18 protein-coding genes are annotated in these 19646 nt (G+C 56.8%); 7 read left to right on the top strand and 11 right to left on the bottom strand.

The features are described 5' to 3' along the window. The first annotated feature begins 240 nt into the window (after positions 1 to 240). Both ACFWW2_RS27470 and ACFWW2_RS27465 read left to right on the top strand, forming a co-directional pair. Positions 241 to 1821, top strand: a complete 1581-nt coding sequence (locus ACFWW2_RS27470) for a substrate-binding domain-containing protein (RefSeq protein WP_393934029.1) — start codon at positions 241 to 243, stop codon at positions 1819 to 1821. A gap of 253 nt (positions 1822 to 2074) precedes the next feature. Next, positions 2075 to 2359 (top strand): hypothetical protein, encoded by a 285-nt coding sequence (locus ACFWW2_RS27465; RefSeq protein ID WP_393934027.1) that lies wholly within the window; start codon positions 2075 to 2077, stop codon positions 2357 to 2359. Between the two features lie 448 nt (positions 2360 to 2807). On the opposite strand, the gene ACFWW2_RS27460 is transcribed toward ACFWW2_RS27465, so the two are convergent. From ACFWW2_RS27460 to ACFWW2_RS27440, 5 genes are all read right to left on the bottom strand, one after another. Then, positions 2808 to 3803: an ABC transporter ATP-binding protein gene (locus ACFWW2_RS27460; RefSeq protein ID WP_393934025.1), complete on the bottom strand. Its 996-nt coding sequence runs from the start codon at positions 3801 to 3803 to the stop codon at positions 2808 to 2810. Between the two features lie 2 nt (positions 3804 to 3805). After that, positions 3806 to 4807, bottom strand: coding sequence for an ABC transporter ATP-binding protein (locus ACFWW2_RS27455; protein ID WP_393934023.1), 1002 nt, complete (start codon positions 4805 to 4807; stop codon positions 3806 to 3808). Further along, positions 4804 to 5946 carry an ABC transporter permease gene (locus ACFWW2_RS27450; RefSeq protein ID WP_393934021.1) on the bottom strand — a complete coding sequence of 381 codons (1143 nt, stop codon included), beginning with the start codon at positions 5944 to 5946 and terminating at the stop codon, positions 4804 to 4806. Before ACFWW2_RS27450 ends, ACFWW2_RS27455 begins: the two co-directional genes overlap by 4 nt. 5 nt (positions 5947 to 5951) lie before the next feature. Continuing rightward, the gene (locus tag ACFWW2_RS27445) at positions 5952 to 6956 is read right to left on the bottom strand and encodes an ABC transporter permease (protein ID WP_393934019.1); all 1005 of its coding nucleotides are present in this window, start codon (positions 6954 to 6956) and stop codon (positions 5952 to 5954) included. A 105-nt stretch (positions 6957 to 7061) separates the two neighbouring features. Next, a complete protein-coding gene (locus ACFWW2_RS27440) occupies positions 7062 to 9101 on the bottom strand; it encodes an ABC transporter substrate-binding protein (protein ID WP_393934017.1) in 2040 nt (679 codons plus the stop codon). Positions 9102 to 9360: 259 nt separating this feature from the next. Here ACFWW2_RS27440 and ACFWW2_RS27435 point away from each other — a divergent pair, with 259 nt between their 5' ends. From ACFWW2_RS27435 to ACFWW2_RS27425, 3 genes are all read left to right on the top strand, one after another. Further along, on the top strand, positions 9361 to 10467 hold the full coding sequence (locus ACFWW2_RS27435; protein WP_393934015.1) for an NAD(P)/FAD-dependent oxidoreductase: 1107 nt from the start codon (positions 9361 to 9363) through the stop codon (positions 10465 to 10467). Positions 10468 to 10560: 93 nt separating this feature from the next. Further along, complete coding sequence (locus tag ACFWW2_RS27430; protein ID WP_393934013.1) at positions 10561 to 11451, top strand: MurR/RpiR family transcriptional regulator; 891 nt, start codon at positions 10561 to 10563, stop codon at positions 11449 to 11451. A 56-nt stretch (positions 11452 to 11507) separates the two neighbouring features. Then, a complete protein-coding gene (locus ACFWW2_RS27425; protein WP_393934011.1) occupies positions 11508 to 12992 on the top strand; it encodes a M81 family metallopeptidase in 1485 nt (494 codons plus the stop codon). Between the two features lie 464 nt (positions 12993 to 13456). Here ACFWW2_RS27425 and ACFWW2_RS27420 read toward each other — a convergent pair whose 3' ends face one another. From ACFWW2_RS27420 to ACFWW2_RS27400, 5 genes are all read right to left on the bottom strand, one after another. After that, complete coding sequence (locus tag ACFWW2_RS27420; RefSeq protein WP_393934009.1) at positions 13457 to 13750, bottom strand: cupin domain-containing protein; 294 nt, start codon at positions 13748 to 13750, stop codon at positions 13457 to 13459. A 35-nt stretch (positions 13751 to 13785) separates the two neighbouring features. Next, positions 13786 to 14529 carry an SDR family NAD(P)-dependent oxidoreductase gene (locus ACFWW2_RS27415; protein WP_393934007.1) on the bottom strand — a complete coding sequence of 248 codons (744 nt, stop codon included), beginning with the start codon at positions 14527 to 14529 and terminating at the stop codon, positions 13786 to 13788. Between the two features lie 62 nt (positions 14530 to 14591). Continuing rightward, positions 14592 to 15902, bottom strand: a complete 1311-nt coding sequence (locus tag ACFWW2_RS27410; protein ID WP_393934005.1) for a TRAP transporter large permease — start codon at positions 15900 to 15902, stop codon at positions 14592 to 14594. Continuing rightward, on the bottom strand, positions 15899 to 16393 hold the full coding sequence (locus ACFWW2_RS27405) for a TRAP transporter small permease (protein ID WP_393934003.1): 495 nt from the start codon (positions 16391 to 16393) through the stop codon (positions 15899 to 15901). The genes ACFWW2_RS27410 and ACFWW2_RS27405 overlap by 4 nt, the downstream gene beginning before the upstream one ends. A 96-nt stretch (positions 16394 to 16489) precedes the next feature. Next, positions 16490 to 17473 carry a TRAP transporter substrate-binding protein gene (locus ACFWW2_RS27400; protein ID WP_393934001.1) on the bottom strand — a complete coding sequence of 328 codons (984 nt, stop codon included), beginning with the start codon at positions 17471 to 17473 and terminating at the stop codon, positions 16490 to 16492. A 345-nt stretch (positions 17474 to 17818) separates the two neighbouring features. Between ACFWW2_RS27400 and ACFWW2_RS27395 the strand changes: the two genes are divergently transcribed. Further along, the gene (locus ACFWW2_RS27395) at positions 17819 to 18499 is read left to right on the top strand and encodes a GntR family transcriptional regulator (protein ID WP_393933999.1); all 681 of its coding nucleotides are present in this window, start codon (positions 17819 to 17821) and stop codon (positions 18497 to 18499) included. A 9-nt stretch (positions 18500 to 18508) separates the two neighbouring features. Then, positions 18509 to 18880, top strand: a complete 372-nt coding sequence (locus tag ACFWW2_RS27390; RefSeq protein WP_393933997.1) for a DUF1304 domain-containing protein — start codon at positions 18509 to 18511, stop codon at positions 18878 to 18880. Between the two features lie 365 nt (positions 18881 to 19245). Here the strand turns inward: ACFWW2_RS27390 and ACFWW2_RS27385 are convergent, their stop codons facing one another. Next, the gene (locus ACFWW2_RS27385) at positions 19246 to 19581 is read right to left on the bottom strand and encodes a hypothetical protein (RefSeq protein ID WP_393933995.1); all 336 of its coding nucleotides are present in this window, start codon (positions 19579 to 19581) and stop codon (positions 19246 to 19248) included. Positions 19582 to 19646: the final 65 nt, after the last annotated feature.

The raw sequence follows: 19646 nt of genomic DNA, 5'->3' as shown, positions 1-19646 counted from the left end.
CCTTGAGAGTTTTCCGAGTTGGCAACAGTGCCCAATCTGACACGACATTGGATATTTTTTGCATACTGACGGTTTTTCTGGCGATTGCCGCTGGGTCGGGAAAGATTCGCCGCAATTTGCCCACAATTTCATACTTTTTATTCGCGCATAACACGAACAGAACCACGCAGGCGCCAGGAAACGGCTGACACCTGCATCACTGATTTGACAACGCATTCGTCGGGTAATGGAGATAACGGCATGAACCATCTGAAAAAAGCCAGCGCAGTCGGGGCGATGACCCTGGCCGGCTTTCTTGCAACGGCAAGCAGTACATACGCGCAAGACATCACGCTTAGGTCAAGCGATGGTACGGTGAATATGAATGGTGAACTCGTTTCTTTCGAAGACAACTCTTACGTGATCCGCACTGCACTTGGTCAGCTGCGCGTGTCGGCCAGCCGGGTCAGCTGTACCGGCGCGGCCTGTCCGGATCTGGCGGTGGGCGATATTGATGTTGCCGCATCCGGTTCGGATGCTGTTGGTCTGGGTCTGATGCCTCTTTTGCTGGAGGGGTACGCCGCATCAATGGACGCCGCCGCGACGATCAACAACACCACCCAGATTGGTCAGTTTGCAGCGGGTCTGGTTGCCGATCAGGGTTTTGGCGATGATATTGCCACGATTCAGGTGACATCTACGGGCACATCCGATGGCTTGGCCGATCTGCTGTCCAGACGGTCAGAAATCGCAATGGCCGCCCGCCGCATTCAGCCGGTTGAGGCCGAGGCGCTGAGCGCCGATGGCGCAGGTGATATGTTTGACCCCGCTCAGGAACATATCGTCGCCGTTGACAGCCTGATCGTGATCACCCATCCCGACAACCCGATCCAGACAATGAATGTCCGCCAGTTGCTGGGCATTTACAGCGGTGCGATCAGCAATTGGTCGCAGGTCGGCGGCCCCGATCTGCCCGTGCAGGTTGTGATCCGCAATGTGGGCTCAAACCGTCGCGACGTGTTCGAAGCCCGTATCTTTGGCAGCGACGCAACGGCGTTGACATCCGATGCACAGGTTGTCGCCAACAGCAACGAAGTTGCCCAGGCGGTCAACGCAAACCCCGGCGCGATTGGCGTTGTGGGCTATGCGTTCCAGCGCGGCGCACAGTCGGTCAATATCGTCAATCAGTGCGGTATCACGATGGTCCCCGACACATTCTCGGCCAAGACCGAGGAATATGCTCTGCAACGTCGTCTGTTCCTTTATACCCGTGGCGATACGCTTTCCCCGGAAGGTCGCGACTTTGTGGAGTATGCCACATCTGCCGAGGCGGACAATGTGATCCGCAAGGCAGGATTCATTGGCTTTAGCGTGGATCGCCGGGAACAGTCCCTTGAAGACGTGCGCGCCCAGGCCCTGCTGAACCCGAATGCGGACCCGAACGAGGTCCCTTTCATGCGCCAGATGCTGGCCCGTATGATTGACTATGACCGTCTGTCGACCACGTTCCGCTTCCGCACCGGGTCTTCGCTGCTGGACGAGCGGGGCCGGATCGATAAGCTGCGTCTGGTCGAATATCTGGAGACCCAGCCTGCTGGAACCGAGGTCCTGCTTGTCGGTTTCACCGATGAGGTTGGCCCCTTCTCCAACAACCTGGCCCTGTCAGAGCGTCGGTCGGCCCAGGTCACTGCCGAGTTGCAGGAATTTGCCGGTACACGCCTGAACGGCATCAGCTTTGCATCCGTCGGCTATGGTGAAATCGCACCGGCAGGCTGCAATGCCAGCGAGGATGGACGCCGCATCAACCGCCGCGTCGAAGTCTGGATCAAGTCGCCAGCGTAAACCAGTTGTCAAGCGGTAAACGCGCTTTGTCTGCACTCGGGCGACAAGACGGAATGAGAATTCCGTCTTGTCGCGGACTGTCTGACCAGGGCGGTAAAGAAGAAAACGATGACCGCGAAAACAAGCCTGACGGGCGTAGCGGCATTGTGCAACTTGTTGCTGCACCATTGCTTAGGGTGACCGTTGCATCTGGTGCGCAGGCGGGGAAAATCCGGCGGTTTCTGGGCGCGAGCGCATCAATCTTGCCGGACCGTTGAGTACCCTGAGCCAACGAATCATCGCATCAGCTTGTAATGTGGATGCCGGCATCGCCGTTGTCCAAAGCAATGCTGTGCTACAGATTTCGGCCGACCCGTTTAGCCGGATCAACCGCGCCCCGCTACACGGGAACCGCGGCTTTGTCATTCGGGGCGAGGAAATCCGCTCGTGCACCCCGCAGGTGATCGCGCAATTCAGACGCAGGTTGGAGCCAAAGACACCGCCCAGCTCATCGCCGAAGATTGATCCCGGCGTATCCTGTATTGAACGTATCGTCTGATGAATGCGGATTTTTTTGAGTCGATGATGAAATCAAGCTGATCGCGGGTGAAGTAGCTGATGAGACATCCTGCAGAGTGACCATGATCTGACCGGCCACCATCGCCTCGATGTTGGTCAGCAACAGCGTCCGATCTGACAGCGCGACCTCTTTTTGGTCCTTGCTGGCCTCGGCGCAGACAAAGCCCGTCAGGCGTCTGCTTTCAGAAACAGCGTAAACGGACCGACAATGAAGAGCGTTTCACACCCGGGCAGCGGTACATTGACATCCGCCTACACCCAAGCGCGGCCTGCCTTTGTGTCCAGATCATGAGTGGCCTTGACCGCATTCTTCAGCCCGCCGGGAATGTTGGCGCGGGCAGCATATCCGGCAGCTTGATGCCACCCAGATCGGAGATGAGACGGCGCGGATGTGCAGACGACTTTCTGCGAAAGCGCTGGTGCTGCAATCAGCTGCGGTGGCTCAATTCCTGCCATTTGTGACATGCCACATTGTGCTCGGTTCCGGCGGCCTCGAGGATCGGTTCTTCCACGCGGCAGTGATCAATAGCATGCGGACAGCGGGTCTGGAACTTGCAACCTGGCGGTGGGTTGGTAGGCGAAGGGATTTCCCCTTCGAGTTTCTGCGCCTTGCCCCGGTCATCAGGGTCCAGCGAAGGGATCGCCGATAACAATGCCTTTGTGTAAGGGTGGCGCGGAGCAGAAAACAATGTCCGCGTCGGAGCCGTTTCCACCAGACGACCTAGATACATGACTGCCACGTGGTCGCAGACATGGGCCACGACGCTTAGGTCGTGGCTGATGAACAAGAATGTCAGCCCCATTTCTTCCTGGATTGCTTTGAGCAGGTTCAGCACGTCCGCTTGAATGGACACGTCCAGTGCGGCAACGCTTTCATCGGCGACGATAAACTTTGGCCCCGAGACCAAGGCGCGCGCGATAGAAATGCGCTGTCGCTGGCCACCGGAAAATGCGTGCGGGAACCGGCGCAGGTGTTCGACATTCAGCCGACACTTTGCCGCGATTTCGCGCACCCGATCGTCGGTTTCCGCGCGTGATTTTGTAAGCCCCATCACCTCCAGCGGTTCTGCAATAATGTCGCGCACCGTCATGCGGGGGCTGAGCGCAGCATAGGGATCCTGAAAAATAAGCTGCGCCCGTTTACGGTAGTCCTTCAGATCCTTCTTGCCGAGGTTCTTGAGGGAGTATTCCACCTCACCGTCGTCAAACAGAACATCGCCCTTGCTAATAGGCGCGGCTCGCAGCATCGCGCGGCCAAGAGTGGTCTTGCCCGACCCGGATTCACCGACCAAACCAAAGAAACTGCCCGGTGCGACTTCGATTGTTACGTTTTCAACCGCACGCACGAAGGGCGCAGGACCGATCAGACCGCCGCGCAATGCATAATGGACTGACAGACCCTGTGCCGTGATCAAAGGTTTCATTGTCACAGGGAACCGCTTTCTGAGTCATGAAGATGGCAGGCGGCTGTGTGATCTGCACTGACGTTTGAAAATGCCGGTACCTCGCGTGCGCATCGTGGGCCCAGAACCTCTTGGCAGCGGGTGTTGTAGACGCATCCTGACGGTCGTTCTAGCGGCGACGGGATATCGCCGGGGATCGGCGTCAGTGGGGCGTCGATATCATCCAAGGTCGGCAACGCGGCCAGCAATCCGCGTGTGTATGGATGTGCAGGCCTGCGAATGACATCCCGCACGCTGCCATGTTCCACCAACCGACCCAAATACATGACCGCGACCGTGTCGGCGGTTTGTGCAATGACCCCCAGATCGTGGGTGATGAATATGATCCCCATTCCGAACTCGGACACGATATCTTTCATCAGGTCAATGACTTGCGCCTGAATGGTCACATCCAGCGCTGTTGTCGGTTCGTCCGCAATCAGCAGCCTGGGTTTGGTCGACAGGGCCATGGCAATCATCGCACGCTGGCGCATCCCGCCCGACAGCTCGAACGCATATTGGCCGAACCTGGTTTTCGCGTCCGATATCCCGACCCGATCCAGCATTTCGATGGACAGTTCCTTGGCCTGCGTCGGTGAAAAGCTGGTGTGGATCAACAATTGCTCGACCATCTGGTCGCCGATGGAAATGGCGGGAGCGAAGCTGGCCATCGGTTCCTGAAAGATCAGCGATATGGACCCACCGCGCACGATCTTCATGTCGTGGTCGGTTTGCAGCGACATCACATCAACCGGGCCATCGTCCAGATACAGTGTGATATTCGTATCGGGGCCATAGATCGCATTGCGCGGGTTCAGCTTCATCAAGGATTTGGCGGTAACTGACTTACCTGACCCGCTTTCGCCGACCAGCCCCATCACCTCTCCCGCCTCAAGGCTGAACGAGACGTTGTCCACAGCCGTGATCCGTCCCTCGTCGGTATCGAATTGGAGGGTCAGGTTTTCGACGTCAATCAGTCGGCTCATTTCTTGGTGTCCCCATAGGGGTCAGCCGCATCGCGCAAGCCGTCGCCCACAAACACGAAGGCCATGACGAGAACGATGAAGAAGATCACCGGAATGAAATACCATTGGTAATTCAGCAGAACATCGGCGCTGGTCACGTTTTGCAGCATCACCCCAAGCGAATTGACCGGGTCCTTGAGGCCCAGACCGATGAAGCTGAGCGCGGTTTCTGACAGCACCATGTAGGGAAAGGAAATGACCAGATCGACGATGATGTAGCTGGTGAAACTGGGCAGCAGGTGCTTTCGGATCACATGTCCCGATGAAGCGCCGCAAAGCTGGGCAGCAAGCACATATTCCTGATTACGCTCGGTTAGCAGATGCGTGCGCACCCGCCTTGCAAGCGTTGGCCAACTGATGAAACCCAATATGACGGAGATGAAGAAGAACCTCTCTTCGGCGCTCCAAGTATCCGGGATGAAGGCGGCCAATGCCATGAAAAGCGGAATGGCCGGAATGGTGCGGACCGCGTCAGTCACCATCTGGATGAAACTGTCGATCCAGCCACCATAATAGCCCGATATCCCTCCGATGATCAGGGCCAGCACGAAGGCCAGGAACACGCCTATCGTGCCCACGGCCATGGAGGTGTTGATCGCATGAAAGGTGCGCGAAAAGATGTCTTTGCCGGTGGAATCTGTGCCGAAAAGGTGGATGAACCCTTCATCCACGCCAAAAAGATGGGTCGAAAAGGTCATGAACATAAGCTGGTATTCGCTACCCTGAACAAAGAATTCGACATAGCGCCGCTTGTCCTTGTTTTCGGTGGTCACCCAGCGGAAATTCGTGTCGATCGAGCGTTCGCGTTCGTGTGTGTAAATGAACGGACGGAGAGAGCAGCCATTCTCATCACAGAACTGAGGAATGGTCGGCGCGCCGTTCAGATAATCCTTGTCGCGACCGGCAATGGTCGGATCATAGGGCGTCAGGAATGGCGCGAACATGCCCGACAGGATCAGGATCACCAGAACCCAGGCCCCGACCATCGCTGCTTTTTGTTTCTTGAAACGGGTCCAGATCAGCTGGCTTTGCGAGGCGGTGAAATAGGCATCCTTGGCGCTTTGGTCGACGGATGCGTCATAAATATTGGTGTCACTCATGTCATTTATCCCAAAATGCTATGACGTATGCGGGGATCGACCAGCGCCAGCACAATATCCGTGATGAAGTTGATAGCGACGATACTTCCCGTCAGGAAAAAGATGATTGCGCCCGCAAGCTGCTGATCGTTTGACCGCGCCAATGCTTCGATCAGCAATGATCCCGCCTCGGTCAGCGTCAGAATCAGGGCCACGATTGGCAACTCGTTGAAAATACGGTTCAGATCGAAACCAAGCGAATTGATGATCGGGCTCAGCGCGTGTCGTGCAGGATAGCGCAGCAGCAACCTGCGCCCCGACACGCCACGCGCGGACGCCGCAGTTACGTATAGCTTGCTGATTTCATCCGACATCAGCGCTCGGACGGTCTGGATCGCAAACGCGGTGGCGGACCAGCCCAGAATGAACACTGGCAACCAGACGTGGCCAAGGAAATCCTTGACCCGCGCCCAGTCCCATGGCGCGTCTCGAAATTCGGGTGAGAAGAGCCCGGTCAGACTGTTCCCGAACATGACGGTCGAAAACAGCATGATGATCAGCGCGAGCAGAAAGTTCGGCAGCGCAAGCCCCAGATAGCTGACCAGACGCAGACTGTTGTTCAGGAACGGGTTACGCGATGTGGCGGCGATGATGCCGACCGGAATGGCGATGGCATAGGCCAGCAGCAACGAACCGAGGCAGATACCGACGCTGAGCCAAACCTTTTGACCTAGCAATTGGTTGATATCCAGACGCAGAATGCAGCTTTCGCCAAACTCGCCCCGAAATGCATTCAGAATCCAGCTTGTCCAGCGTTCCAGATAAGGTCGGTCCAGACCCAGCCGGACACGCTCCGCCTCAATATCAGCGATGGAAATCTGGGCGCCTTGCGAGTTCTTGAATGCAAGGTAGCGCTCAGCACAGTCCCCCGGCACCAGTTCCATCAGCGAAAAAACGATGAAGGACACCAGACAGAGCGTGAAAACAGCAAGGCCAAAACGGATTGTCGCGAAGCGTAGAAACTGGACCATCTGTCTGACACGCCCTTGCGTATTATACGCCCCTTTAGGCGCTGTTGTTTTGGGCTTCGGGCCACATCAGCAGCCCGAAACGGTTATTTGACGTCCGGCAATGGCTTATTCGTCAAGAAACCACTGTGAAGGTCGATAAGGATATGTCCGATAAAAAGCATATGACGCGGTTCTGAACTGTGTGAAATTTTTCAGTGCGGCGTTGCGATAGATCGGTTGCTGCCCTTTGACCGTACCAATGAAAAGCAGATTGCCCGTCATGTTTTCAACTAACCGCAGCGCAAGCGCGTCGGATTCAGGCGTGCCAACCGGTGTAGCCTGAAACGCCCTGACATCTTCCATCATCTGTTTGACGTAGTCTGGCGGTTCCACACCCGCGGTACCATCAGATTCCACATATTCACCCCAAAGCATCGCAGTGCGCATGTTGAAATAATTGTCGAACGGAGGAATGAAGATTTCGGCGTTGCCAAGTACAACGGATAACGGCACGCTTTTCTCGAACAGGGACACGTCCAACTGGTTCGACGATTGTGACGAACGATATTCGTCTGTCGTCACCTCTTTGACGGTGTTGTTGATGCCGACATCACGCCAGTTTTGCCCAACAAGTTCTACGATATTGATCGATATCCCTTGCGTGGCCACCTGCAAGTTCAGTGTCAATGGATCCCCATTCGGCAATTCGCGCATCCCGTCGCCGTCAAGGTCAACGACGCCGATTTCGTCCAGCAATGACCGTGCCAGCTCAGCATCGAATTGCGCGTAGTGCTGTTCCCATTCTGGCGTGATAAAATCAGGTGTTGGTGAGAAACCGATATACTGCTGCGGCGCACCAAGACCAAACAAGGCAACTTCGTTGATTTCGTCGCGGTTGATCGCGACTGACATGGCTTGACGGAACCTTAGGTCACCAAAAACCTTGCGCTTCTCCAGATCCTCAGAGGTTACGTTGAACGCGATGGTGGGCATGGTGATTTCAGGCTTCAGATCGACTACAAAACCGGCAGTTTCCTGATTTTCCAGCAACAGCGGGACGTAATCCACCTGCAAGGCCTGCGCCTTGTAGTCGACTTCGCCGTTCATCAGCATCAGCAGACGCACTTCGCTTTCGCCAACAAAAATCTCGTCCATCTCGTTGATATAGGGCAGCTGATTACCGGCCGTGTCGACCATGTAATAGTACGGGTTGGTAACATATTGGCGCCCCTCCGTGCTTTCAGCAATAACGATGTGGCTTTCCAAAGTGGGTGCCGCATTCAGTGGCAGGTTTGCGACCTTGTCAGGATGGGCCAACATCGGTGTTGGTGTGTCCATCCAGTCCGAACTGCCGTAGTAGGCCCTGACCAGATCGTAGCCACCTTCAAAGCCAAGCGATTGCGCAAGCTCATCGGCATCGGGATTGATCGCGGGGTGATATTGCCCCAGGAAATGCTTCGGCTGAAAACCCTGCGCGTAGTGGCTGGCAAAGTGAGACAGGAACCCCGGCTTTGGCGATGGCATGTTGAAACGCACGGTTTGCGCGTCAATCACATCGACTGTCATCGGCTCACCGCCCGCAAGGACATAGTCTTTCGGGCTTTCGATCACATTCGGATCAAGGGCCAGATTTTCGTACCAGAATTCGACGTCTTCAGCGCCGAACGGCTGACCATCGGACCATCTGTGGCCTTCGCGCAAAACAAAGGTCAGCTGAGTGAAGTCATCATTCCAGGACCAGCTCTTGGCGACATTTGGCACGATTGTCGTCAGATCATCGGCATAGCGTACCAAATTGACATGGCGCACTGACATGAAGTCTGACGTCCCAGCCTCTGTCGCGTTGGACAGCGCATTGAAGACACCGCCGTATTTTCCAATTTCATCATATGGCGCGACGACAAGCGGCTCGGCAGGTAGGCGATCCGCCAAAGCAGGCAAATCCGGGTTGCCCCGAATGCGCGCGTTCAATGCCGCGATATCCGGGTTTTCGGACATTCCCAGATCGCAATTTGCGAGGCTCTGGAATTCGCTCAGCTCATACTGTTGCGGGAACGCGCCAGCGGCGACGCCCATCGGATCCGACACGGTCACGGCAGGACAATTTGCCAGCGCCATCCCTCCAATGGCTGTCAATGCGGCACTGGATAATAGTATCTTCCTCATTCGTCGTCTCCTTGTTGGTCGTAAACAAAACAGTCTGAGATTTCGCGCGCAGTATCCGTTGCTCGAACAGACAGCGCGGCCCCGGTCGGACGTTCGCGCAATGGCTTTGACATCAGGAATCCCCAGCAACTGAAAAAAGTAGGTAATAAAACTTGCAAGGAGTCAATATATTACGTTTTTCTTGCAATGTATCAATAATGAGCGCCTTGTAGCAAAACCAGTCTTTGTCGCATCCCGCGCCGTCCAAGAGGTCGAATTTTTGATCTATGATTTTCTTGTAATCGGCGGCGGAATATCGGGCGCGTCAGCGGCTTATGGGCTTGCCGATGCAGGGACCGTCCTGCTGCTCGAAGCAGAGCAAACCATGGGTTACCACAGCACGGGCAGGTCCGCGGCGCTGTTTACGCGCAACTACGGCGGACCCGTCGTGCGGCAAGTCAATAAGGCCAGCGAGGCATTTTTCAGGTCACCACCTGTCGCCTTTTGCGACAGACCTTTGTTATCGCCCCGTGGTGCGCTGACGGTCGCAATGCCAGAGCATCAGGGTAAGTTGGACGCGCTGCTGTCCATGTCCGAGCCCGACGAGGAGGTCTGTTCGATCGATCCAACGGACGCCGTTGCAATGGTACCGTTTCTGCGACCAGAGCGCATCAGCCGCGCCGTGTATGAGGCCAACGCCACCGACATCGATGTCGCCAATCTTCATCTTGGATATCTGAAAGGCGCGAAGGCACACGGTGCTAAAACGCTGACATCACAGCCGGTAAGCAACCTCTCGTATCAATCAGGGGCTTGGCGCATCCAGACCAAGGATGATCAATTCGTTGCCGCAACGATCATTAATGCAGGCGGCGCCTGGGCCGACGAAATCGGCACGATGGCTGGCGCGCGCAGCATCGGTCTGGTGCCCAAGCGGCGCACTGCCATCATCATAAACGGGCCAGACGGGCTTGACTGCGGTGCGATGCCGTTGGTCGATTTTGCGGGCTTTGGCGCATACATCAAACCTGACGCGGGCAAGCTGATGGCGTCACCAGGCGATGCGACAGCAACCGACCCGCACGACGCCTGGGCCGATGACATGGACATTGCGGTCCTCGCGGACAGGATCCAGCAGGAAACAACCATCGAAGTCACCAAGATCGAACACAGCTGGGCCGGCTTGCGCAGCTTTGTGGCGGATGACGCCCCGGTTGTCGGGTTTGACCCGGACGTGTCGGGCTTCTTCTGGCTAGCGGGTCAAGGCGGATATGGCATCATGATGGCGCCAGCTTTGGGTGTCATAACAGCTGACCTTTGTTTCAACCGATCGGTGGCTGACAAAACATCGCTCGTAGAAGGCCTTTCACCGCATCGGCTGCGCTAATGCCCGGTCCATTGAGATATCGTAAGGAAACCAGAAACAATTGACTTTCCGCAAGTTACGCTACCAAATTTTCCCGATGATAGTGGAGGCAGAATGACAAAATCTCTGCGCGACCGCCTTAGTCAAGCCGCAGCATCTGCATCAAAGGCGGACCGCGCGATAGCAACCTATATGCTGGCCGAACTTGGTAACCTTCCTTTCGAGACTGCTGCAAGTCTGGCCGCCAAGGTCGAGGTAAGCGAGCCGACCGTTGGTCGGTTTTGCCGTTCTATTGGCTATGAAGGTTTCAAGGACCTCAAGAACAATTTGCGCAACGACATGGGTGACCAGCCCTGGTTGATCGGCGACCGGTTGCGGGATCTGCAGGAACGCACCAAGGCAGGCGAGGATCAACTGACTCGCGGTCTGGAACTGGAGATGGCCGCACTCGTCGCCGTCTACGAAACCACGCATACGCCGGAATGGGACAGGGTGGTCAAGCGTCTGGCGCGGGCTAAGTCGGTCTTTGTCGTCGGTTTCCAGACAGAGCGAGGCATCGCGCAGATTTTCGTTAATCAACTTCAATATCTACGCGATGGGGTGCATTTGGTCGATCTGGCAAGCGGCAATTTTGCCGATGTGCTGGCGATGGATGATACCGACACGGCCTTGGTCATGTTCGAAGCGCGCCGTTATTCCCGTCAGGCCCGGTTATTGGCACAAGAAGCGCACGCCGCTGGCATTCCCGTGACGCTGATTACGGACCCATATTGCGATTGGGGTCATAACGTTGCGGATGAAAGATTTGTCGTGCCCACGTCCTTCAACCTATTTTGGGAATCCACTGCTCAGATGGCCAGTCTTGCCAATCTTTTAGTCAACGGCGTGTTCATGGAACTGGGTCCCGAGGTCGAAGCCCGCATGAACAAGATCGCTCGGCTTTATGGCAAATTCACGGGTCACGTTGGTGCAGCAGGGTCCGACAAAACTGCGGCCAAGCCCTGATTGTGCTTATGCCAGTCCAACCACAGAACACGTTGCTGCCATGAAGGATACGATCAGTGGGCTTCAAAGTATTAAGCGCCGAAATATCTCACGAGACAAACACGTTCAATATTCATCCGACAACCCTGCAATGCTTCTATGACCGTTTCCTGTTGGACGGTGATCAGGCTGTCGCGGCGCGAGGTGAACAAAATACCGAGCTTGCCGGACTACTGGACACGGGTCGCGACTATGACTGGGACATAACCCATGTCATCAGCGCTGCCGCTGGACCGGGTGGCGTTGTCACACGCGAAGCCTTCGAGACGCTGACAAAGCCGCTGATCAATGCGGCACATCGTGATTGGGACGGCATATTTCTGATCCTTCATGGCGCAATGGTCACCGACTTTTGTGACGACGGCGAAGGAGAAATCCTGCGCCGTCTGCGTGCCATTGTGGGCCCGGACCTGCCAATCGCCGTCACGCTTGACCCACATGCCAACGTGACCAAAGCGATGTGTGATCTGGCTCAAATCCTAGTCTCTTTCACCACCTACCCGCATGTTGATATCCGCGCGACCGGGCGCCGGGTGGCGGAGCTTTTGCAGCGCACAATGTCAGGTGATATTCAGCCCAGAACGCAGCGCGCGCGCCGGCCCATGCTGGAAGAAGCCAACGGAGGTCGCACAGATATGGGCCCAATGATCGAACGCCATGCGCTTGCGCGTGCCTTTGAAACGCGCAAAGGGGTTTATGCCATCAGCATCAACGGCGCATTCCCTTGTGCGGATATCGCCGAAGTCGGCCCAACGGTTCTGGTCACATGCGACGAAGACACCGCAGCCCATCGTCTGATTGCCGAGACACTGGCGGACGACATCTGGAACCGTCGTCACGAGACCCTGAATACCTACCTGACCAGTACCCAGGCTGCGGTTGCCGCCAGGCAATGGAACGGCGACGCAGGTCCGCTGGTCATTGCTGACTATGCCGACAATCCCGGCTCGGGGGCATACGGGGATGCAACGGCGCTGCTTGCTGCCTTAATTGAGAGCGACATCAAGAACGCGTGTTTCGGGCCATTAGTCGACCCGGTCGCTGCCACGTTCCTTGGCACCAAAACCAAAGGAAGTCCGATCACACTGAACATTGGCGGCACAACGGCGCCGGAACTGGGCGGCGGGCCACTTAACGTGACGGGCATTGTCAAATGGGCCGGGGATGGCCGTGTCGTCGGGACTGGACCTATATTGGGTGGATTAGAGCGCAGCTTTGGCGCGACGGCAGTGCTCGAAGTTGGCGGCATCGACATCCTGATCGTCAGCATTGCGCACCAGATGTTGGACCTCAGGCAGTTTGAAGCTTTCGGGATTGATCCGGCGAAGAAATCTGTTGTCGCATTGAAATCGATGCAGCACTTTCGGGCGGCTTTCGCACCTATCGCGGGGCGCATCATCGTCTGCGATAGCGGTGCGTTATGTACGCTCAATTACTCGTCACTGGGCTACAGGAACGTGCCGCATCCGACATTTCCTTTGGACGAAAGGTCTGCTGACTGACGTCTTGAGATACGCGCTGAGACAAAACTGATTGCAAGAGCAGACATTACTATTGCGTCGAAGGATGGACCTGCCCCTCGCATTCAATGACTTGCACTCAGCTGCGCGGTTACTTTCTCAGGTAAAAAATTTCGACCAAAATTCAAAAGCAGCCATTCCTGAGCCGCGCAGCATTCAACACTCTGGGCTCGAAGCAGACATCAGAGGCAGCGCAGTATCAGACTGATCGGCTTTGGCTTTCGAGGGTGAGGACCGGCCCATACCGGATCTTCGATCGACATTGAGGATGCTGCGTTCGCAGCCCTCTTTGCGGACTTTAGGCGACCAACATGTCCGGCGCTGTCTGGGCCAGATACCAGGCCTTATTGAAGGTATCGCCAGCGAACCCGAGGCTGAAATCGCCGTCCCGCTCGGGGGGTGCGAGTTCCACCATGCATTGCCTATCGCCAGAAACCGCATGGCCGTTACAGAAAGTCGTCGCGACGCGGAGTGAAGCTATCAATCAACGTACCCGGCACCAGACACACGCAGTCATGCGTCTGGCCGGAGGGGATGACAAAGCTGTCGCCAGCTTCAAATGCTTCTTCCCTGTCGCCGAGGATGAACCGGAAGTGCCCGCTTTCGACATAGGTCGCCTCGACATGGGGATGAGAATGCAGTGCCCCAATGGCACCGGACGCGGCAAAGCGGAACGCCACAACCATAAGGTCAGGATGATCCGACAACACCTGACGCGTGACGACTTCGCCCGTCGTCACAATTGGAAATCGAGACGATGTTCCGTCCCCTCCTCTCACGAAAAGAGAATGCCGCCATTCAGATCGATGTTGGTCCCGGTGATAAAGGCGCTGTCATCGCAGGCCAGAAACAGCACCAGATTGGCCGCATCGTCCACATGTCCCTGACGCTTCAGGGGGGCGTTTGCCTCAAAGCCGCGCCGACCGGCGTCCGGGGTGTGGACATTGTGGAAATCGGTGTCGATCATGCCGGGACACAGCGCATTGACCCGGATGTCGGGGCCAAGTTCCTTGGCCAATCCGCGGGTCATGGTCATTACCGCGCCCTTGGATGTTGCATAGGCGACGGCGCCCGGCCCGCCGCCATCGCGGCCCGCCTGGCTGGCAAGATTGACGATGGCACCGGATGACATCGTGGTAAGACAGGCTTGCGTCATCAGAAAGGTGCTGGTCAGGTTCAGGCGCATCACCGCTTCCCAGTGGTCGAGGGACATCTCGGCAATCGTCTTGCGCGCGATCAAGCCACCGGCGTTGTTGACCAGAATGTCCACGCCGCCAAAGGTCTCAACCGTCTTGGACACCAGCGCATCGACGTCTGCTTTCAGGTTCAAATCACCCTGCATGGCGATGGCGCGACCCCCAGCCACCTTGATCTGGGCCACGGTGGCCTCGGCCCCTTCGGAACTCGAGTAGTAGTTGATGGCGACGCTTGCGCCTTCTGACGCGAGCTTGATCGCAACGGCGGCACCGATGTCACGGCCCCCTCCGGTCACGATAGCGGTTTTCCCTGCGAGTTTCATAATTGTCCTTCCTTTTGCGAAGCCTGCGCCTCGCGGTTGTTATCTCTCGGGCATTTAGGGCCCTAGCGAAACGCCCCCGGCATGAGCGCCTTGGGCAGCCAGAGGATGATTTCAGGGAACGCCGCGAGCAAAATCAGGATCACCAGCATTGGCGCCAGTATCAGAACGACCTCGCGCAGGACCTGCACCACATTGAGCCCGCCAATCGCGGCTGAAATCAAAAGGCAAAGCCCGTAGGGCGGTGTCACCAGCCCGAAGGCGAGTGAAACGATACCGATGATCGCAAAGGCGATCGGGTCGACCCCACCGGCCTGTGCAACCGGCATCAGAACCGTGCCGAGAATGATGATTGTCGGTATCGCATCAATGAAGAGGCCAAATATAAGGAACAGGGCGGCAATCAGCAGCGCCGTCCCGAACGGCCCAAGTTCCCACGCCGTCAGAACGCTGACGATGAGGCGCGGCGCGTTGTAGAACGACAGCAGCCAGCCAAAGGCCGAAGCCGTCCCAATCGCAAAGAGCGAAATTGCCGCAAAGCGCGCTGTGTCATAGAGGATGTGGCCAAGATCCTTGGGCGTCACGGTTCGATAGACGAACATGCCAAGAACCAGAGCGTAGCCCGCTGCTATGATGGCGCTCTCGGTTGGTGTCACCAGACCGCCGACGATGCCGCCGATTACGAAAACAGGGGTCAACAGTGCCAGTGCCGCACCTTTCCAGGCCGCCCAGAACTCGCTCCAGTTCGGCGACGCGGTGACGGGATAGTTGCGGGCCTTTGCAAAGCCATAGACCGTGGCCATCAGCGCCAGACCGATCATCAGCCCGGGGATTGCGCCGCCCAGAAAGAGCGCGCCGACCGACACCTGCATGACGCCGCCCCAGACGATCATCAGGATCGATGGAGGGATGATCACCCCCATCACCGATGAACAGGCCGTGATCGCGACGGCAAATCGGGTGTCGTAGCCCTCTTTCTGCATTGCGGGGATCAGGATTTTCCCGATGCCAGCCGCATCGGCGGTGGACGAACCGGAAATGCCTGCAAACAGCATCGAGACCGCCACGTTCACATGGCCCAGCCCGCCCGGCATCCAGCCGGTCAGCACGCGCGCCAGTTCAATCAGGCGGTCGGTCACTTTGCCGGAATTCATCAGGTTGGCCGCAAGAAGAAAGAACGGCACCGCGAGCAGGATGAACGAATTATAGGATTGGAACATCCGGTCAAGCACGATGAATGGCGTTAGCCTCAGTTCCAGCACGACGACCGGAATGGTTGCGAGCCCGAGGGCGAAAGCGACGGGAATGCGCATAAAGATCAGGATCAGAAATCCAACGATCAGCATCGTTGCGGCAGTGGCGGTGGTAAGGATCATGAGTGGGACGACTCGCCTGAGCGGAACTGCGCGAACGCCTCGAACAGCCGGTAGCTTGCCAAGAGAAGCCAGAATCCGCCTGCGATGGGCACAGATACATGCGTGATCACCAGATTGGCCCGCATCATCACCGAGCGTTGGTTGCTTCCAAACTCGGCATATTCAAAGCCGTAGAACAGGAAAAACACGCCAAAGATCATGATGGCGAGATGCACGACACCGTCCTGCAGGAACCGCGCCAGTGGAGAGTTTGCGTCCGGCGTGATGCGGACGTCGAAATGTGTCCCGTCCCAAACCGCGACGATGGACCCGATCATGACGATCCACACAAAGAGAAACGTGGCGAGTTCCTCGGTCCAGAGAAATGTCGGGATCAGTCCCGTGTAGCGGGAGATCACCTGCATCGCGACCGGGATCGCCAATGCCCCCATCATCACGCCAAGAAGGAGCCGCAAGGCACCGCAGAACCGTTCCAAAAGCCGTCCAAACATGCTCTGCCCCGCATCCTTCTGGGGATACCGCTATCGGTATCCGAATAGAGTTGACGGGCGGTCGTAGGAACCGCACCGCCCGTCAACGCCGGGAGTTTACATGCCGCGCACGTTCTCAAGAAGCTCGGTCGCCCCAAGCTCTGCCGCGTAAGCGTCCTGAACTGGTTGCACCAGTTCAAGCATCTTGTCGCGGCCGTCGAAGGCGTGGATTTCGATCTGACCGGCGTCGGCCATCTCTTGCAGGATTTTTCCGTCAGCGCCGCTTTCAAGGGCCCGACCAAACGCACCGGCTGCTGCGCCGGCATTCATGATAGCGGCCTGAAGATCGGCATCCAGACCATCAAAGGTCTTGGCCGACATCACGATCGGACGCACCGTGATCGTGTGCTGGGTGAGCGAGATATGCGGGGCCACCTCGTAGAACTTGAGGTTCTGGATTGATGCGGCTTCATTCTCAAAACCTGCGATCACGCCGGTCTGAATGGCGTTGTAAACCTCGTTATACGCGATAGCCGACGGGGCCGCGCCCACTGCATCAAAGGTCTTGGCCTGAATTGGGGCCCCCATCACGCGCATGCGGTGATCGGCAAGTTCTTCCATGTTGGTGATCGGCTCTGCCGATGCGAGGTTGCGCACGCCGCCGCCATGGTAGCCCACGATGACGATGCCCGCACTTTCGCGCAGATCAGCTTCGAGCGGCGCAAAGGCGTCGGATGACAGAACCGCGTTCCAGTGGTCGAGATCACGGAAGAGGAACGGCATGTCCATCAGCGGAATGGATTCAGAGAACACCGCCATGTTGGACGGCGCGAGGATCGTGTAATCGACGGCCACCCCCTGGTTCAGATAGGTGACATAGTCGCTTTCCACACCGAGTTCGCCATTCAGGCGCAGATCGAATGCCACCTCGCCGTTGTAGTTTTCAGCGACCATACGCTCGAATTCCCGCAAGGTCTTGGTGAAGGAGTGATCCTCATCAAACATGCTGGCCCCGCGCAGCGTGACTTCGGCCTGCGCAGTGGTAACGCCGCCAAGTAAAATGGCCGAAACCGCCATCGTCTTCAGAGTGAAGTTGAACATTCTATCCTCCCAGATCAGGTTCAAGTTTTGTCTTTTGGGCCGGTCCCACAGGGTCGGGTAATTCGTTCGAAACCTTGGTCGGCCGTGGTGCCAGATCGGTGTCAGCCGATTTGCGGATCTTCAGATACCCCTTTGGCACGCCCGGTTATTCCGTCCTCAGTTGCTGTAGTAACCAACACGAAAACTTGGATACTAGTCAACAACTAAGTTCATCGATCAAACAAAATATAATTTCTGCTATGCTGAGAATGGGGAGTAGCATGTCGTCTAGTATGCAAATTTACACTGTTGTTTTGCCAAAAACTCTGCCAAACTGCTCCCAAACGGAGGTTGCGGAAGCAAGGCATGGTCGCAGTGGAAACCCTAGAGCGAACAACAAGCAGCGACGTTGTCTTTGACACATTGTTCGGGCAGATCACCCGGCTGGAGCTTCTGCCCGGCACCAAGATCTCTGAAACGGACGTCGCAAAATCCTTCGGGTTTTCACGCCAGCCCGTGCGTGAGGCCTTTACGCGTCTGGCCAATCTCAACCTGCTTTTGGTGCGGCCACAGCGCGCAACCATTGTCAGGCAGTTCTCGCGGCAACTGATTGCCAATGCCCGGTTCGTGCGGACAGCTGTCGAGTTGGAAGTTGTCCGCTTGGCTGCCGGTACACGGGACAAATCCGTCGACGCCGCCTTGAAGGCAAATATGCGCAACCAGGCCGATGCGATCGCTGTCGAGGACGTCGGCACGTTCCACGAGTTGGACTATCAGTTTCACAAGCTTCTATGCGCGGCCGCCCGACAGTCCTTTGCCTTCGATATCATTGCCGAGAACAAGGCGCAGGTGGATCGTCTGTGTATGTTGGCCCTGACCAGCAAGGAGGCGATGGGGGTTCTTTTTGACGATCACCAGGCGCTCTTGCAGGCGCTGTTTGGCGGCGATGCGCAGGCAGCAGATCGGGTTTTGCGGCTGCATCTTGACCGGCTAACACCGACGATCGAGGCCATCTACACCACGCACAAAGCGTATTTTGATGAATAGGTACCGCAGATGAGAACACTGTTTCTTGCTCTGGTCGCGCTGATCGCTGTCCTGCACCTTTACATCGCGTGGTTCGAAATCTTCGCCTGGACAAGCCGCGGGCCCGTGGTTTTTGACACATTTCCAGCTGAACTGTTTCCCCAGACGACGCAACTTGCCGCGAACCAGGGCGTCTATAATGCCTTCCTTGCCGTCGGTCTGATCTGGGCCCTTTTCATCCGGGACAGCGTCTGGCAGCGCCGTGTGGCCATCTGCTTTCTCGGCTTCGTTCTGGTGGCCGGGATCGCCGCCGCGATCACCGTTTCGCTTCGGCCGGGCCTGTTTCAGATCGTGCCGTCATTGCTTGCGCTGCTCATCGTTGCATTTGACAGGCGTAGGTAACTCACGTCGACGCACCAAGCGCCAGCCAAGGCCGCGTCGCATGTTGCTTCCTGACTTGGACTGGTGCGTTGTCCACCGTGATCCGTTTCTCGTAGAACCCGAATTGCAACCGAGAACTTGCGAAACTCTCCAACGCAATCATGCGATTCCTGCTCGTCACGGGCATAGTTGATATTGCAAATCCGGTTGGAATAGGCGCTAACCATCCATCACTTGCCGTTGAGCACGGTCCCAACCGACGCGAAACCCGCCGATGAGTTCGGCCCAAAAGACCGTCCGCTGATCGATTCCCTTGCGGACACGGGAATCCCGCGGACAAGAACGGCTGGGGATTCGCTGCATCAGAGCATTCTGCAGGCCGCTATCTACCCATATACTGGCATCATGCGCTGACCATCCCCAAAAACCAGTGATCCGTCTTGCTCGGCGGTTACTGCGCTACAGCGGCGCCCGATACGGGGCAGCTCCATGCAAAGCTGATCCCTCTCGACAGCCCAGCTGCCAGTCATCGTTCCCAAAGGTCCGCGTCCCGCGATCGATCCATCTGGCTGGAACGTCATTTCCATCCGCATTGCCATCCGTCTGATTTCAAATGTTTGGCCGGTGATCCGGTCCAATAGCGCGTCAGCCGTCAACGTCTGCGCCGCCGCATGAAAGGGCGCGAGCAGCGCAAACAACAATGCAGTCCCAACAATTTTCATTCGGATCTCCATTCAAACGCTTGATTGAATTAGATCTCCAGACTAGGTGTGTCAAACGATTGTTT

This window comes from Yoonia sp. R2-816, from assembly GCF_046762905.1.
Classification (GTDB): Bacteria; Pseudomonadota; Alphaproteobacteria; order Rhodobacterales; family Rhodobacteraceae; genus Yoonia.
This window is presented reverse-complemented; position numbering and strand designations above follow the sequence as displayed.